The sequence below is a fragment of the Candidatus Sodalis pierantonius str. SOPE genome (genome assembly GCF_000517405.1).
Taxonomy (GTDB): Bacteria; Pseudomonadota; Gammaproteobacteria; order Enterobacterales; family Enterobacteriaceae; genus Sodalis_C; species Sodalis_C pierantonii.
In genome coordinates this window covers 3,961,610-3,977,138 of the sequence record NZ_CP006568.1, presented here as the reverse complement: position 1 = coordinate 3,977,138, position 15,529 = coordinate 3,961,610, and the positions used below count along the sequence as shown (strand labels likewise).

General features: G+C 54.4%; 10 protein-coding genes, 4 pseudogenes and 1 riboswitch. Of the genes and pseudogenes, 11 read left to right on the top strand and 3 right to left on the bottom strand.

Translation table 11 applies throughout. The annotated features are described in order from the left end of the window. Positions 1–18: 18 nt before the first annotated feature. Positions 19–215: riboswitch (Lysine riboswitch) on the bottom strand. Between the two features lie 285 nt (positions 216–500). From pgi to SOPEG_RS26765, 5 genes and pseudogenes are all read left to right on the top strand, one after another. Then, a complete protein-coding gene (gene pgi / locus SOPEG_RS19730; RefSeq protein ID WP_025246627.1) occupies positions 501–2,150 on the top strand; it encodes a glucose-6-phosphate isomerase in 1,650 nt (549 codons plus the stop codon). A gap of 439 nt (positions 2,151–2,589) precedes the next feature. Further along, on the top strand, positions 2,590–2,958 hold the full coding sequence (locus SOPEG_RS30055; RefSeq protein ID WP_236851570.1) for a hypothetical protein: 369 nt from the start codon (positions 2,590–2,592) through the stop codon (positions 2,956–2,958). A 72-nt stretch (positions 2,959–3,030) separates the two neighbouring features. Further along, a complete protein-coding gene (locus tag SOPEG_RS19720; protein WP_025246625.1) occupies positions 3,031–3,678 on the top strand; it encodes a YjbF family lipoprotein in 648 nt (215 codons plus the stop codon). Further along, positions 3,675–4,430 (top strand): capsule biosynthesis GfcC family protein, encoded by a 756-nt coding sequence (locus SOPEG_RS19715; RefSeq protein ID WP_025246624.1) that lies wholly within the window; start codon positions 3,675–3,677, stop codon positions 4,428–4,430. The genes SOPEG_RS19720 and SOPEG_RS19715 overlap by 4 nt, the downstream gene beginning before the upstream one ends. Continuing rightward, positions 4,430–6,336: pseudogene (locus SOPEG_RS26765) on the top strand (YjbH domain-containing protein); the annotation flags it as partial. The gene SOPEG_RS19715 and the pseudogene SOPEG_RS26765, both read left to right, overlap by 1 nt. A gap of 33 nt (positions 6,337–6,369) precedes the next feature. Here SOPEG_RS26765 and SOPEG_RS26760 read toward each other — a convergent pair. Next, positions 6,370–7,580 (bottom strand): annotated as a pseudogene (locus SOPEG_RS26760) (IS256 family transposase). Positions 7,581–7,652: 72 nt separating this feature from the next. On the opposite strand from SOPEG_RS26760, the pseudogene SOPEG_RS30050 reads away from it, so the two are divergent. The 3 genes and pseudogenes from SOPEG_RS30050 to ubiA form a co-directional block, all read left to right on the top strand. After that, positions 7,653–7,838 (top strand): annotated as a pseudogene (locus SOPEG_RS30050) (YjbH domain-containing protein); the annotation flags it as partial. Positions 7,839–8,073: 235 nt separating this feature from the next. After that, positions 8,074–8,520, top strand: a complete 447-nt coding sequence (locus tag SOPEG_RS19690; RefSeq protein ID WP_025246620.1) for a chorismate lyase — start codon at positions 8,074–8,076, stop codon at positions 8,518–8,520. 15 nt (positions 8,521–8,535) lie between these two features. Beyond that, entirely contained in the window at positions 8,536–9,408 is an 873-nt protein-coding gene (gene ubiA / locus SOPEG_RS19685) for a 4-hydroxybenzoate octaprenyltransferase (RefSeq protein ID WP_025246619.1), read from the top strand. 133 nt (positions 9,409–9,541) lie between these two features. Here ubiA and plsB read toward each other — a convergent pair whose 3' ends face one another. Next, positions 9,542–12,001, bottom strand: coding sequence for a glycerol-3-phosphate 1-O-acyltransferase PlsB (gene plsB, locus SOPEG_RS19680; protein ID WP_025246618.1), 2,460 nt, complete (start codon positions 11,999–12,001; stop codon positions 9,542–9,544). Positions 12,002–12,427: 426 nt separating this feature from the next. Between plsB and SOPEG_RS19675 the strand changes: the two genes are divergently transcribed. Continuing rightward, positions 12,428–13,648, top strand: a complete 1,221-nt coding sequence (locus SOPEG_RS19675) for an ISL3 family transposase (protein WP_025246617.1) — start codon at positions 12,428–12,430, stop codon at positions 13,646–13,648. Between the two features lie 52 nt (positions 13,649–13,700). On the opposite strand, the gene SOPEG_RS27985 is transcribed toward SOPEG_RS19675, so the two are convergent. After that, entirely contained in the window at positions 13,701–14,075 is a 375-nt protein-coding gene (locus SOPEG_RS27985) for a hypothetical protein (RefSeq protein WP_148297146.1), read from the bottom strand. Between the two features lie 18 nt (positions 14,076–14,093). Here SOPEG_RS27985 and lexA point away from each other — a divergent pair, with 18 nt between their 5' ends. Continuing rightward, complete coding sequence (gene lexA, locus SOPEG_RS19670; RefSeq protein WP_025246616.1) at positions 14,094–14,702, top strand: transcriptional repressor LexA; 609 nt, start codon at positions 14,094–14,096, stop codon at positions 14,700–14,702. A 640-nt stretch (positions 14,703–15,342) separates the two neighbouring features. Continuing rightward, positions 15,343–15,477: pseudogene (locus SOPEG_RS19665) on the top strand (CsbD family protein); the annotation flags it as partial. Positions 15,478–15,529 lie beyond the last annotated feature (52 nt).

Sequence of the window (15,529 nt, the reverse complement as noted above, 5' to 3'; positions counted from 1 at the left end):
GTAAAAGTAGACTACGGTACACCCAGAAGCGCCCCACCGTGCCGATCGCCTGGTGGCGAACAATGCTGCTGACAACCCAAGGGATTCAGCCCCTGTGGTCGACGGCGGCCGGCCCGTATGCTCGCTATCGTTTCGGCGTCGCTCCCCCTGGGGTGTGATCGCGGGAAAACGGATCCTCCCACACCCTGCCTGGGCGACGCGCCTCTTCTGGTTCACGCATCAGATGCGTCACTAGGCCATTAGAAGTAACGGGTAATAACGTTGATGTCAACGTGGCAGCGCGTGATTTTATTATCGCCGGCCCGATTCGTGGCGGCGGATAATTTGCTGCAGGAAAAACAGCGCGAGTCTGTTAGGCTGAATAAAGGTATGCCGCGCGGCCGATGCCGGTTTTCGCACGGGGCGACGCATTAGCGCAAGAAAAAGCCTCCCCGGCGCGGCGTTAAGCGATACAATCAAAAAAATATGCGACGATTTAATCACCTAATAAGAGTGTTGTTATGAAAAATATCAATCCCAGTCATACCGCGGCCTGGAAAGCGCTGCAACAACATTTCGACTCGATGAAAGACGTGCAGATAAGCGACCTGTTCGCGCAGGAGCCGGCGCGTTTTTCCGCCTTCTCGGCAACGTTCGACGACCAGATGCTGGTGGATTACTCCAAAAACCGCATTACCGCCGAGACCTTGACCCGCTTATTGGCGCTGGCGGACGAATGTGGCGTTAAGGAAGCGATTGCCGCCATGTTCAATGGCGAGAAAATCAACCGTACCGAGGATCGGGCGGTGCTGCATGTGGCGCTACGCAACCGCAGCAATACGCCGATTAACGTTGACGGCAAGGATGTGATGCCGGACATCAATGCGGTGCTGGCGAAAATGAAACAATTCTGCGAGCGGGTGATCGGCGGCGAATGGAAAGGGTATACCGGCCGCATCATCACCGATATCGTCAACATCGGTATCGGCGGCTCCGATTTGGGCCCGTATATGGTAACCGAGGCGCTACGGCCTTATAAAAATCATCTCCACATGCATTATGTGTCCAACGTTGACGGCACCCATATCGCTGAAACGATTAAAGACCTGGATCCAGCGACCACCTTATTCCTGGTGGCCTCCAAAACCTTTACCACCCAGGAAACCATGACCAATGCCCACAGCGCGCGGGATTGGTTTCTGAAAACCGCCGGTGATGAGAAACATGTCGCCCGCCATTTCGCCGCCTTGTCCACCAACGCCAAAGCGGTAGCGAAATTCGGCATCGATACCGAGAATATGTTTGAGTTCTGGGACTGGGTTGGCGGCCGCTATTCGCTATGGTCCGCCATCGGTTTATCCATTGCGCTGTCGCTGGGTTTTGAGAATTTTGAAAAACTGCTCAGCGGCGCGCACGCCATGGACCATCATTTCATCGCAACGCCGCTGGAGAAGAATTTACCGGTACTGTTGGCGCTCATCGGCATTTGGTATAACAATTTCTACGGCATGGAAACCGAGGCGATTCTGCCTTACGATCAATATATGCACCGCTTCGCGACCTATTTCCAGCAGGGGAATATGGAGTCCAACGGGAAATATGTCGATCGCGAAGGGCATCCCGTGAGCTATCAAACCGGGCCTATTATCTGGGGTGAACCGGGCACCAACGGGCAGCATGCATTTTATCAGCTGATTCATCAGGGGACGAAAATCGTGCCTTGCGATTTTATCGCTCCCGCCATCAGCCATAATCCCCTTGCCGATCACCACGCCAAACTGCTGTCCAATTTCTTCGCCCAGACCGAAGCGCTGGCCTTTGGCAAATCACGCGATGTCGTGGAGCAAGAATTCAGCGCGGCCGGTAAATCGCCGGATCAGATGCGGCATGTGGCGCCGTTTAAAGTGTTTGAGGGCAACCGTCCCACCAACTCTATTTTGCTGCGCGAGATTACCCCTTACAGCCTGGGCGTGCTGATTGCGCTGTACGAGCACAAGATTTTTACCCAAGGGGCGATATTGAATATCTATACCTTCGACCAGTGGGGCGTTGAGTTGGGCAAGCAGCTCGCTAATCGCATTTTGCCGGAACTGGCTCAGGATAATCAGATTGACGCGCATGATAGTTCTACCAACGGCCTGATCAATTGCTATAAGTCCTGGCGTCACTGATAAATTTTCTTTGTGGGAGAGCGGCCGATTCTGGGCCGCTTTACTTCCCGCAGCAAGCCACCAATAACTCAAAGCGTGACGCCGGCGACTATTAAGAAACACTTTTAGGGTTATTCTTAAAAATACCCCGGTCATTGCCGGTCGCGGGCGATGAAAAATAGCGGTGGTAAACGTCTATTAGACATTAAAAATCAGTGAATTAAAGCATTACGAGTTTAAACGCCGTCGCCCTTTGTCGTCTATGTTGCCGTTATTGTGGGATGCAACTTTTCGCCTGCTGCGCGGTCCACTTGATAAGCCTTTCAGCAAATTATCGCGACAATAATGGAGTAATGGCGATATTTAATTTTACATGCCGATAACAAGGCAGTGAAATATATCGCATTGTTCTGTTCTTACTCGCCTTTCAGCACTTTTGCGACCTTCTCATTAGCCAAGAATGCAATCTGTATTTTATTGCATTATATTGCTTTATGATGCTTATATATGGCAGGCAACCATTTATCTTGCATATAGCCATCATCCTCATGAGTTAAAGGTATTTAATATGAAAAAACTGTTAAGTGTAGTAATAGCTGCAGCGTTGATGGCGAGTGGTTCCTATGCGATCGCTGCACCGGCGACCACGACCGGTTCTGATCAGGGCGGCACCGCGGGTGGCGCTACGGCTTCCGGCCTGAGCGCTGGCGCGGCCACTGCGGTAGGTGTCGGCGCTATCGCCGTTATCGCTGGCGCGGCGTTGATCTCCTCCCACAACGACGATAATGGTGGCGGCAATAACACCAGCACCACGACTTCAACGTTCTAAGTAAAAAAATAATCAGTAACCACACGCAAGTGTGGTTATTTTTTGGACATTTTTCGTTTAGGATGAAACGACGTGCGCTATTTCTTTTTGTTAGTAGTGTGCTTTCTGTTGGCCGCTTGCTGTCAGTCACAAAAGGGTATAGGTGATACGTTCGCATTGGCCATCTTTGGGACGCCTGACGTTGAGATAACGCCGGCGCAGGTGCGCGCGATCCCTTACGCCAGCATGTACGCCAAAGTGAACGACGGGTCACAAATCTTTGTGGTGTTGGCCTATGCCGAACAGGGTAATCTTAAATGGGCTACCCGCGATCAGGCTATGCTGGTTACGCGCAATGGCCGTCTTATCAAAACCCTGGGTCTGCCGGATAACCTGCTTGAAGTGACCAACCTCGACACCGATCCCCTTATCCATCCCAATCGTATCCTCAATGGTACCGAATGGACCTCTACCCGGTCGTGGACGGAGAAAGGCCAACTGCGGGCCGCGACGTTTGTCTCCCGGTTCAGCCTGGCGGATAACGAAACCCTGACGATACTCAATGTCCCCCGCGCAACCCGCGTGCTTGAGGAAGATGTCACCATTGTCGAGCTGAAAACGCACTATCGTAACCGTTACTGGGTCGATGCGCGATCCGGCGCCGTGATAAAAACGGAACAATCCATTGGCCCGGATTACTTCCCGATTGAAACCACCACTTTAACTCCCTATAAACCATGAAAAAACAACTCTTAATCGCCGTGAGTTTATGTGCTGGTTTTATCGCGTCCGCCTTGGCCGACAGCCGGGTGGCGATTCATTATCCTGGGCAATCTCAAGCGGTGGCGTTACAAGGCGCCGCCAATCTGGAACAGCTTACGCTGCGCCCGGAGCTTAACGGACGCACCTGGTGGCCGGGCACCGTGATAGCGGAAAGGAGCGCCAGCGGGGTGCAGCAGCAGGTGCAGCAACAATTGCTGTCTCGATTAAGTGCCTTCAGTGCCGAACTGCGCGGGGATAGTGACGGCGAGTTGGCCGACTCCGTGGAGCGGGTGCGCGCGCAATTGGCCGCGATGCGGGTGACCGGACGGCAGTTTGTGCCGCTGGATCCTGACTGGATACGACTACATTCCGAAGCCAACCGCAGACTGAGCGGCGATTATAGCGTCTATACCTTATCCCGGCCCACCAGCGTATTGGTGGTCGGGGTCACGACGCCTGCCGGCCCGCAGCCCTATCAGCCCGGTCGCGATGTTGTGGAATATCTGCAAACCCACCAGCGTTTAAGCGGTGCGGAGAAAAACGTGGCTTGGGTCATTGCGCCGGATGGTAAAACGGAGGAAGTGCCCGTGGCTTACTGGAATCACCGTCATGTGGAAGTGGCACCGGGCAGCATCATCTATGTCGGGTTCTCTTCCTGGTCACCGCCCAGGGCCTACCGGGACGTAAATGAACAGATTATCTCCTTACTGACTCACCGGATCCCTGACTGATGAATAAAAAATATCTCCTCAGTTTTATTGCGCTATCGGTGGCCAGCGCCTGTCAGGCCGCTTCTTATCCCGAACCGGTAGGGCCTTCGCAAATGGATCAGGGCGGCGTGGGCCTGCTGCAAACGCCTACCGGGCGTATGGCGCGGGAAGGCGAGTTCAGCATGAACTACCGCGATAACGATCAATATCGCTTCTACTCCCTGAACCTGCAACTGTTTCCCTGGCTGGAAAGCACCATCCGCTATACCGATGTGCGTACGCGGAAATACAGCAGCGTGGAAAGTTTCAGCGGCGATCAGACCAACAAAGATAAGGGCGTCGATTTCAAACTGCGCTTGCTGAAAGAAAGTTATTGACTGCCTGAGTTATCGGTGGGCGTACGCGACTTCGGCGGTACCGGCCTGTTTGACAGCGAATTTATCGCGGCCAGCAAAGCCTGGGGGCCGTTCGACTTCAGTCTTGGTTTGGGATGGGGCTATCTCGGCAGCCGCGGTAACGTCACCAACCCGTTCTGTAAGGTCAAAGACAGCTACTGCTATCGCGATAACTCCAATCGCCGGGCCGGCAACTTCAATACCGACTCCTTCTTCCACGGGCCGTCGGCGGTCTTTGGCGGCGTTGAATATCAAACCCCCTGGCAGCCGCTGCATTTGAAGGTCGAGTACGAAGGTAACAATTACCAGGATGATTTCGCGGGGACCCTCGATCAGAAATCCCCCGTTAACGTTGGGGCAATTTACCGAGTCGCCGACTGGACGTCAACGGAAGCTATGAACGCGGCAACACCTTCATGTTCGGCGTTACGCTGCGCACCAACTTTAACGATTTGCGGCAGCAGCATATCGACGAGAAAAAACCGGACTACGCCCCGAATCCGCAGACGGAAATTTTGCAGCATCAGGTGGTGGCGCAGCAGTTGACCGATATGCAGAGTAATGCCGGATATACGGCACCGCATATTCAGGTGAAAGGTCACACCATGTATATGACCGGCCAGCAGTATAAATACCGCGATAGCGCGGAGGGCGTGGATCGCGCCAACCGCATTATGGTGAATAATCTGCCGGAAAATATCGACACGCTGAAAGTCACCGAAATGCGCGAAAATATGCCGATGGTGACCACCGAGACCAATGTACGCAGCCTGCAAGACACTCTGCAAGGCTACCCGCTGGGCCATGAGAAGCCGCTGATTCAGCGTCGCGTCGAGCCCGACGTGCCGAAAACCGCTGAGCAGGGCTACTACATCGACCGCAGCCGGCTGCAGCTGAGCTGGTCGCCGGTGCTGAACCAGTCCTTCGGCGGCCCGGAAAGTTTCTATCTGTATCAGCTCGGCGTGGAGGGTACGGCCAATTACTGGCTCACTAACCACTGGGCGCTGTCGGGCAGCCTGTTCGGCAATATCGTAAATAATTACGATAAATTCAACTACACCGATCCGCCGTCGGATTCCCATCTGCCGCGCGTGAGTACCCATATCCGCTCCTACGTGCAAAACGACGTTTATATCAGCAATTTGCAGACCACCTATATCGATCGGTTGGGGGATGGCTGGTATGGCCAGCTGTACGGTGGGTATCTGGAGATGATGTATGGCGGCGTCGGCGGCGAGCTGCTTTATCGTCCGCTGGACAGTAACTGGGCGGTCGGCGTTGACGGTAACTACGTCAAGCAGCGCGATTGGGACAATATGATGAAGTTCACCGACTACAAGGTCGCGACCGGTAACCTGACGGGGTATTGGCAGCCAACCTTCTTGAAGGGGGTACTGGTCAAGGCCAGCGTCGGGCAGTATCTGGCGAAAGATAAGGGCGTCACCTTCGACATTTCTAAACGTTTCGACAGCGGTATTACCGCCGGTGCTTACGCCACCTTTACCAACGTTTCGAAAGAGGAGTACGGCGAGATCCTGTACACGATTCTGTGTAAATGCCTTTTCTCAGAAGTGATCGTCCAGGCGGTCACCGAACTCGATAATAAAGCGGATCATTGCTATGCGCCAGTCCCTCAAAGGCATTGTCCATTTCTGTGAGGCCGCCTGTATCGCCAGCCACACCACCTTTTTCACTGCGTCGTCGGTCGGGAACACCTTGCGCTTTTTGATGGCATGCCGGATCACGCTGTTTAACGACTCGATGGCGTTGGTCGTGTAGATCACCTTGCGGATGTCCGTTGGGTAGGCAAAGAACGTGGCCAGATTGGCCCAGTTTGCCTGCCAGCTTCGACTTATTTGCGGGTAGCGGATGTCCCAGGCATTGGAGAACGCTTCCAGCGCCTGCACGCCGGCTTCTTCCGTAGGGGCCTGATAGATAGCTTTCAGGTCGCGGGTGACGGCCTTGTAGTCCTTCCAGGAGACGAACCGCAGGCTGTTGCGCACCATATGCACGATACACAGCTGGAGCCGCGCCTCCGGATACACCGCGTTAATAGCGTCAGGGAAACCTTTCAGCCCGTCTACGCAGGCGATAAGGATATCGTTCAGGCCGCGGTTTTTCAGCTCTGTCAGCACGTTCAGCCAGAACTTTGCGCCTTCATTTTCGGCCAGCCACATACCTAGCAACTCTTTCTGGCCTTCGATGTTGATGCCCAGTGCCAGGAACACAGATTTGTTGATGATGCGGCTGTCCTACCGGACTTTTAGAACGATACAGTCAAGATAAACAATGGGATAGACTGCATCCAGAGGCCGGTTTTGCCATTCGACAACCTGCTCCATGACCGCATCGGTGACCTTTGAGACCAGCGCCGGCGAGACATCGGCGTCATACAGCTCTTTGAACGCGGCGGCGATCTCGCGGGTGGTCATCCCTTTGGCGTACAATGATAAAATTTGGTTATCCATCCCGGTAATCCGGGTCTGGTTCTTCTTCACCAGTTGCGGTTCAAAGGAACCGTCACGATCGCGCGGAGTACGCAGAGCGCCAGCGGGCCATCGCCAGTGGTAACGGTTTTTGTGGAATAGCCGTTGCGGGCGTTGGTCCCCGGTTTAGGCTGATTTTTATCGTAGCCGAGGTGCTGGGTCATTTCGGCATTGAGAGCTGCTTCGACGCTGATTTTTTTCAGCAGCCGATCGAAGTGACTGAGATCTTCAGGGGTTTTGAGATTTTTGGCCAGTTCGTTAGCCAGAGCCTGCAACTGTTTTTCGTCCATAAATTAACCTGTTTTTGATGTTGGATTGAACATATCAAAATCAGGCAAATACACAAATTTCTAAACAGGCTCTACGGTGAGGGATCCTTTACCAAAGGCTTCTATCTATCGATCCCGCTGGATGTCCTCACGGTCACGCCGAACCGGACCCGCGCGCAGTTCAACTGGACGCCGCTTACCCGCGACGGTGGTCAGATGGTGGGACGCAAATACTATCTCTATGGTCTGACCGACGAACGCTCGCCCGCGGTGGAATAAGCGCTCTGACGCGGTACATACATACGGATGGCCTCCTCATGGAGGCCATTTTTTTCACCCGCGCCTCGGCACGGCCTGTTTGTGTGTCACGGAGGGGGCTATCTGCGTCGGGCGTGAGGCGCGGTCCGTCGCGGTGAATTGTAGGTGTGGCATGTCAATGAAAGGCGGTTCTGGGCTACAATGAAATCTTTACCCCCGGGAGCGAGCGTGGACCCTATGCCGGATCAGGCTATTGTTGCGCTACTTGACGGTATTCAGTGGCTGGACGCGCCGTCTTGAACGCTACTGCGGGCAAATCCGCGTACGGCGCTTTCGTGAAGGGTTTGTCCCCGCCTGCATCGAACCGGGCGAGGCGGCGTTACTGCCGGACTGCGGGCGGTTCTGGCTGCGGGAAGTGGTGCTTTATGGTTATGACAAGCCCTGGCTGACCGCGCGCACTCTGGTTCCCGCCGCGACAAAGGCAGGGCCGGCGCAGCACGTGCTGAGCCTTGGCGATGTGCCGCTCGGGCAATGGCTTTTTCGCCATCGGCCGCCGGCGCGCGATATTATGCAATTCGGCCGGGTGGGCGACCTATGGGCGCGGCGTGCTCGCCTGCTTCCCGACGGGCAACCGCTGCTGCTGACAGAGGAGTTTCTACCCGATTGCCCGCTGTATGCTCGCGGCGGCGGTGCGCCAGAATAGAAAAGGAGAATTCCGTTGGATCACAGTCTGACACAGGATAAATGGCAGGCATGGTGCCGATTGATGCGGATTGATAAGCCCATCGGTTCGCTGCTGTTGCTGTGGCCGACGCTTTGGGCCCTGTGGCTGGCGGGCATGGCCGTGCCCGCTTTGGGAACGTTGACAGTATTTGTTCTGGGTGTCTTCTTTATGCGCGCCGCCGGCTGCGTGATTAACGATTATGCCGACCGTAAAATAGACGGCCATGTCAAACGTACCCGCGCCCGCCCCTTGCCCAGCGGCGCAATCGGCGAAAAAGAGGCCAAACTCCTGTTTGGCGCGCTGGTGGGGATTTCGTTCGCGCTGGTGTTGACGTTGAACAGTATGACCATCGCGCTGTCAACGGTAGCGCTGGCGCTGGCGTGGGTTTATCCGTTCATGAAGCGATACACGCATTTGCCGCAGCTGGTGCTGGGCGCGGCGTTCGGCTGGTCGATTCCGATGGCGTTTACGGCTGTGAGTGAGTCCTTACCTCTAAATTGCTGGCTCCTGTTTCTAGCGAATATCACCTGGACGGTGGCTTACGATACCCAATATGCCATGGTGGACCGGGACGACGATCTGCGTATCGGCGTCAAATCCACTGCCATCCTATTTGGTCGCTTCGATAAACTGATCATCGGGTTGCTGCAACTGGCGACGCTGGGGTTGCTCGGCGTTATCGACTGGCGGGTCGGGCTCGGCGGGCTCTACTATTTGGCCCTGGCGGGCGCCGCGGCATTGTTTCTCTGGCAGCAAAAGCTTATCGCCAACCGCGAGCGACAGGCCTGCTTTCGGGCGTTTCTGAATAATAACCTTGTTGGCATGCTGATTTTTATCGGCATTTTGCTGAGTTTATTACCGCGTTAAGCTGCCTCATCTAAACGCGTTTCGCCGCGAGGGGAATGCAGACTGCGGCGTAGGCGGTTATCGGCGCGATGGGTAGGCTAAATGCGGTGTCGCCGCGGCACCAACGCCATCGCGCCTGCCGGCGGTTTTGCGCTTATTCCGCCGGCAGCGCCGCGATAGCCGGCCCGTTCGCCAGTAGACTGGCGCTTTCGATGGTGCCGAGGACGTCCGGCGTGATCAATTCACTAAGGATGTCGCACATCTCGCTGACTTTCTCATCGATGGCGTCGCCGGTATCGCTGATATATTCCTCGGCGCGCAGCGTCGCCACCAGGGTCGAAAACACCGCTTTATCGAAAAACTCCGGCGCGTTGATGCCGTGCAGTACCGAAAGCCGCTGCGCCATAATCCGGCTCTCTTTTTCCAGCGTGCTTCGGTTAAGCTGCGGATTGGCGCGCAATAACAAAAAGGTAATGGCGTAGCGCTGGAGCGTTTCGCTCACGCTGGCGGCCAGTAGTTGCAGTACATGGAGACGCGTTTGTGCCGGGTACAGCAGCATTTCCCGCGTTTCCATCAGTCCCTGGCGCGCCAGTTCGGCAATGAGACTGTCGATAACCTGCGGCAACTGTTGTTTGCTGTAGCGCATAAATAATTCCGCTTTCAGGAGCGGATATAACAGCATGATCCGCTGGTGCAGCTGCGGGCGCGCGATACCCGGACGGCCGCAAATAATACTCGCCACCAGCGACGGCAGGATGAACAGATGCTGGATGTTATTGCGATAATAGGTCATTAGTACGGCCTGATCGCGCGACAAACAGACGATATCGCCGATAGTGTCATGCTCGACGGTAAACTTGTTCATCGCCAGCGCATGGGCCAAAAGCGCCTCCGGCGTCAAATCGGGTACCGTGATATCCGGCGCATAGGGAACATTGCGCAGCAGCTCTAGATAACAGGCTAACTGCGACAGCAACTGCGGACGGGTGAGCGAGCGCTGGCGCGAGGCCAGCAGCACGGTGGAGCATAGATTAATAGCATTGGCCGCGGCGGCGTTGTTGATCCGCACCATAAGGGTAACCGCAATGTCATCCACCGCCGGCGCCAGCCAGCTCGGGCGCTGGGCCTCGATGGGATCGATGGAATCACGCCACTGCGGCACCTGCTGCGACAGCCAGGTGGCCAGGGGCAGCGGGTCGCCAAAATTGACATAACCCTGGCCGAGATTGCGCAATTTGCGCAATCCACGCAGCATTTGCCAAAGCCCCTCTTTCTCTTTGGCCGCGCCGCGCAATTCTTTAGCGTAGGTCGCCACCTCCATCACATGTTCATAGCCAACATAAATCGGCACCAGGGCAATGGGGCGGTTACCACCGCGCAGCATGGCCTGAATGGTCATGGTCAGCGTCCCGGTTTTCGGCTCCAGCAGCCGCCCGGTGCGGGAGCGTCCCCCTTCGACGAAATACTCCACCGAATAGCCGCGGGTGAATAACTCGCCGAGGTATTCGCGGAAAATGGTGGAGTAGAGCTTATTACCTTTGAAGGTGCGACGAATAAAAAACGCGCCCAGCCGGCGGAAAATCGGGCCCGCCGGCCAGAAATTAAGGTTAATGCCGGCGGCGATATGCGGCGGCACTAGCCCTTGATGGTAAAGCACATAGGAAAGCAACAAATAATCCATATGGCTGCGGTGGCAGGGCACATAAACAATTTCGTGCCCCTCTTCCGCCAGTTGACGGACCCGCTCGGCGTTGCGCACGTGTAGCCCTTGATACAGCCGGTTCCAGGTCCAGCTCAGCACCCGGTCCGAAAGGCGGATCGCTTCATAAGAAAAATCGGCGGCGATTTCCTCCATGAGTTCGATGGCGTTTTGCTGGGCCTTTTCCACGGAAATTTTCTTGCTGCGCGCCTCATCCTCCACCGTTTTTTCAATGGCTTTGGAAGCCAGCAGCTTATTGAACAGATCCTGGCGTACCGGCAGCCGCGGCCCCGCCGCCACCAGCCGCTGCCGGGCAAAATGAATACGCGCGACACGGGCGAGTTTCTGAGCGATAGACTTGTCGGTGCCGTGCTCTGTCGCCATATAGCGCAGCGATAACGGCCGCGAGAACCGCACGAAACTGTCGCGTCCAAGCCACAGCACCGCGAAGAACTTCTCGATACCGTTCAGCAGTCGCAATTGCGGAGCCGGCTGACTGGATTGCGACTCTCTGCCGGGCGAACGGCCGAACATAACCGACACCGGCACCAACTGCACATCCAGCGCAGGATTCGAGCGGTGCAAATCAAGATAATTATGAAACAGCGAAACCGACTGCGGTTTTTCGGCGTACCACGACAGTATGCGCGGCCCGTCATGAATAAAAACATAGCGCGGCAGGGTAACGCCATCGATATGCAGCGGCGTCAGCGGATCGGGCAACCCCTGTTTCAGGCATTGCGTACGTAATGTGAGCAGGTCCGCTTTGGAATTATAGGGCAGCACATACATCATGGGCTGCCGGGGATCGAGGCCAGCTTCAGCGCGCGGATCGGCCGGAATAACTTTACTTCTTACCAGCAACTTTAGCTGTAAATCCAACAATGTATAATAAATTCTACGCCAACCTGACATGTCTTTGTGAAGCCTCTTGTTAGCAATGCGATGCAAGAATACCAGAAACCGCGCGGCGGATCTGTGGCGTGTCAGCGTCTGAGGCCACAGCGGCAATCGCTGCGGCATCGCGTGCAAAATTAATGGCCGCCGGGTTCGGGTTCCATGGTAATCGTGGGTAACCGGCCCGGGGGGGCGGCGGCTAACCAAGGGAGGCGGAGCAATGTTATGAGCGCTGTCCGCGCCATGTCTTTGGACGCCCGGTTGCCGCGACTACACGGCGAGGGACTTATATTATCGTGAATGGCACCCTATTTCGCGCGTTTTCGGTTTTCAATTGGCAATGACCTGTATATACTCTCAGAAAGACTGTATAAACAAGGGTCTTCCCCTGTTGTGGTGGCTAAGGGCATTATGATGGCAGTCTTGATTTTTGAGGAGTCTGCCATGGACGAAAAGTCCCTCTATGCCCATATCCTTAACCTGTCCGCACCGTGGCAGGTACAATCCCTTTCTCTTAATGAAAAATCTGGATCAGTGACGGTAATTGTCGGCATTGCCGAGCACACACAACTGGCCTGCCCAACCTGCGGTAAATCCTGCTCCATACATGATCACCGGCGTCGTAAATGGCGTCACCTCGATACCTGTCAGTTCACCACGCTGGTTGAGGCTGATGTCCCCCGCGTTGACTGCCCCGAGCACGGTTGCCAGACACTGCCTGTTCCCTGGGCAGGGTCAGGCAGCCGCTACACCTTGTTGTTCGAAGCCTTTGTTCTTTCATGGCTGAAAGTCAGCACCGTGGATGCTGTCAGAAAGCAGCTCAAACTCAGTTGGAATGCCGTTGACGGCATCATGATGCGCGCAGTCAAACGAGGCTTGGCCCGGATAAAACAACTCTTATCCGCCCGTCACCTCTGCGTGGATGAAGTCGGGTTCAAAAAAGGACACCAGTACGTCACCGTTATTTCTGACAGGCAGGGACGCGCTTTGCAACTGACCGACGACCGCGGTGTAGAAAGCCTTGCCAGTTATCTGCGCAGCCTGAGAGATCACCAGCTTGATGAGATAAAAACGCTGTCTATGGACATGAACATGGCCTATATCAGTGCAGTCCGCATCCATCTCCCCAATGCCGTCGATAAAATCGCTTTCGATCACTTCCATGTGGCAAAAATGTTGTGTGCCGTCGTTGATAAAACCCGTCAGGCTGAGATGAAACAGATCCCGTCGTCAGACAGGAAAGACGCCCACCGCTCACGCTATCTATGGTTTTACAGCAAACAAAATCGCCTCGGGTGCTGGGCAGAGAGGTTAGAAGTTGCCCGGCTGGTGTTACCCCAAACGAGCCAGTGCTGGGTAATGAAAGAGCTTGCTCGCGATCTGTGGCACCGCCGCTATGACAATCATAGCCGTAAGCTGTGGCAGGAATGGATGGCGATGGCTAAAGACACCGGCATACCGCTCATGGCCAGCATTGCCCGCATAGTGGCAAAACGCCTTTACGGCATTCTGAATGCAATGAAAAACCGGGTATCAAATGGGAATGCGGAGTCCCTGAACAGCAAAATACGGCTGCTCAGGATCAAGTCACGGGGCTTCAGGAACAAAGAACGTTTCAAGCTGGGCGTAATGTTCCACTATGGGAAACTAAATATGAATTTTTGAGCAATCATTTAAGTGAGTTATAAAATTTTTTTTGCTGGTGATGTTGTATTCGCTAGTCATTCTCCTTTTCTTTTTCCTTTTGCCACATATTGCTGCATCCCGGATCGCTAGGGGTAAGACAATATTGAGTTTTATCAACTTGAGATTCACTTTTCTCCCAAGATAATTTTGGCGTTACCTCTGGTGACAGTGAATAGTCTTTCTTATCAGTGTCATACATCATATTTGGTGAGGTCGATGCTGCAACACCATGAAGCAGTAAGATAAATGGGGTATATGCATATTTTTTTAAGCATGACATGAACGTTATTCCTTTAAACGTAAATACGGTTGACATCCATACAGAAGTCCAAGTTCCAGCCAAAAGAATAAGTAAAGTAAAAATGCAGAACTGTCGATTGAGCCACCACAACAGGGGAAGACCCATAAACAAACAGGGGACGGAATGAAAGCGCTAACCACCAGACAACAAGAGGTTTTTGACCTGATCCGCGACCATATCACGCAGACCGGCATGCCGCCCACGCGCGCCGAGATTGCGTCGCGTCTGGGGTTCCGTTCTCCCAATGCGGCGGAAGAGCATTTGAAAGCGCTGGCGCGCAAAGGCGCTATCGAAATTGTCTCCGGCGCATCGCGCGGCATCCGTCTGATGATAGAAGAGGAAAGCGGATTGCCGCTGATTGGTCGCGTGGCCGCCGGAGAGCCTCTGTTGGCAACACAGCATATTAAAAGCCATTATCAGGTGGATCCCGCCTTGTTTAAGCCCCACGCGGATTTTCTGCTGCGTGTTAGCGGTATGTCAATGAAAGACATTGGTATTATGGACGGTGACCTGCTGGCGGTCCATAAAACGCAGGAAGCCCGCAATGGTCAAGTCATCGTGGCGCGCATCGACGATGACGTCATCGTCAAACGGCTGAAACGCCAGGGCAACATCGTCGAATTATTATCGGAAAACAGCGAATTTTCTCCCATCGTGGTGGATCTGCGTCAGCAGGAATTGACCATCGAGGGGCTTGCGGTTGGCGTGATACGCAACGACAACTGGCTATGATCGCAGCGCGGCGGGGTCGCACGACGCTGGCCCCACTGCGCGGTCGTCCGTTTTCCGGGCAAATGGCGTCCAGGTTGCCATGCGGTCTATGCCCTTAGGCTCCCGGTGCTGCTGTCTACTGGCGAAACCACTCGCGGCAAGGAGATAAGTGCCTCAATAAGTGCCTTGCTGCTCAACCCTCTCCCGTTCTCCATTATGCCGCAGGGCGTTATCTTGGCGCGATGCTGCTTGCCCACATCGTTTTCCGCCTGCGTGCTCCCGGGCGTGATTAACCACAATCAAGGATCTCGTCGCCGTTCGCTCGGCGCTGATGAGTACGGAAATGCCGGCCTAACGCCGCATTTTGCTCTTCTCCGCACGGAGTCACGCGGTTAACCCGAGTCACCGACACATTTACTTACAGACTAAGTGTTTTTCCAACGTCTTACTTCCTGCTGTTTTAACAGGTGTTATTTCGATATTTCCACCCACAACGCCATTTTACGATGGGATCGTCTGGTAAATCCGGCCTTTGCCAAATCCGTTGCTATAATTTAGTTAATGCTTAGCGCATCGCTTCTTTACACGTATGGCTGGATTTGCGAATTCAGACGAGGAAATGAAGGTTATTGATAAACTACCTTACAGAAGGAGTCATCACATGAATAAAGACGAAGCCAGCGGCAATTGGAAACAATTCAAGGGTAAAATCAAAGAACAATGGGGAAAACTTACCGATGATGATTTGACCGTGGTAGAAGGGAAACGAGATCAATTAGTCGCTTTGTTGAATAAATCCGAAATTTGTGACGACTTCCTCCGACCCTGTACACGATTCTGTGTAAATG

Excerpts from the sequence above, each read along its gene's own strand:
- SOPEG_RS19715 (WP_025246624.1), top strand. The coding sequence starts at position 3,675 with ATGAAAAAACAACTCTTAATCGCCGTGAGTTTATGTGCTGGTTTTATC.
- SOPEG_RS19675 (WP_025246617.1), top strand. The coding sequence starts at position 12,428 with ATGGACGAAAAGTCCCTCTATGCCCATATCCTTAACCTGTCCGCACCG.
- SOPEG_RS30055 (WP_236851570.1), top strand. The coding sequence starts at position 2,590 with ATGCAATCTGTATTTTATTGCATTATATTGCTTTATGATGCTTATATA.
- SOPEG_RS27985 (WP_148297146.1), bottom strand. The coding sequence starts at position 14,075 with ATGGGTCTTCCCCTGTTGTGGTGGCTCAATCGACAGTTCTGCATTTTT.
- lexA (WP_025246616.1), top strand. The coding sequence starts at position 14,094 with ATGAAAGCGCTAACCACCAGACAACAAGAGGTTTTTGACCTGATCCGC.
- pgi (WP_025246627.1), top strand. The coding sequence starts at position 501 with ATGAAAAATATCAATCCCAGTCATACCGCGGCCTGGAAAGCGCTGCAA.
- plsB (WP_025246618.1), bottom strand. The coding sequence starts at position 12,001 with ATGTCAGGTTGGCGTAGAATTTATTATACATTGTTGGATTTACAGCTA.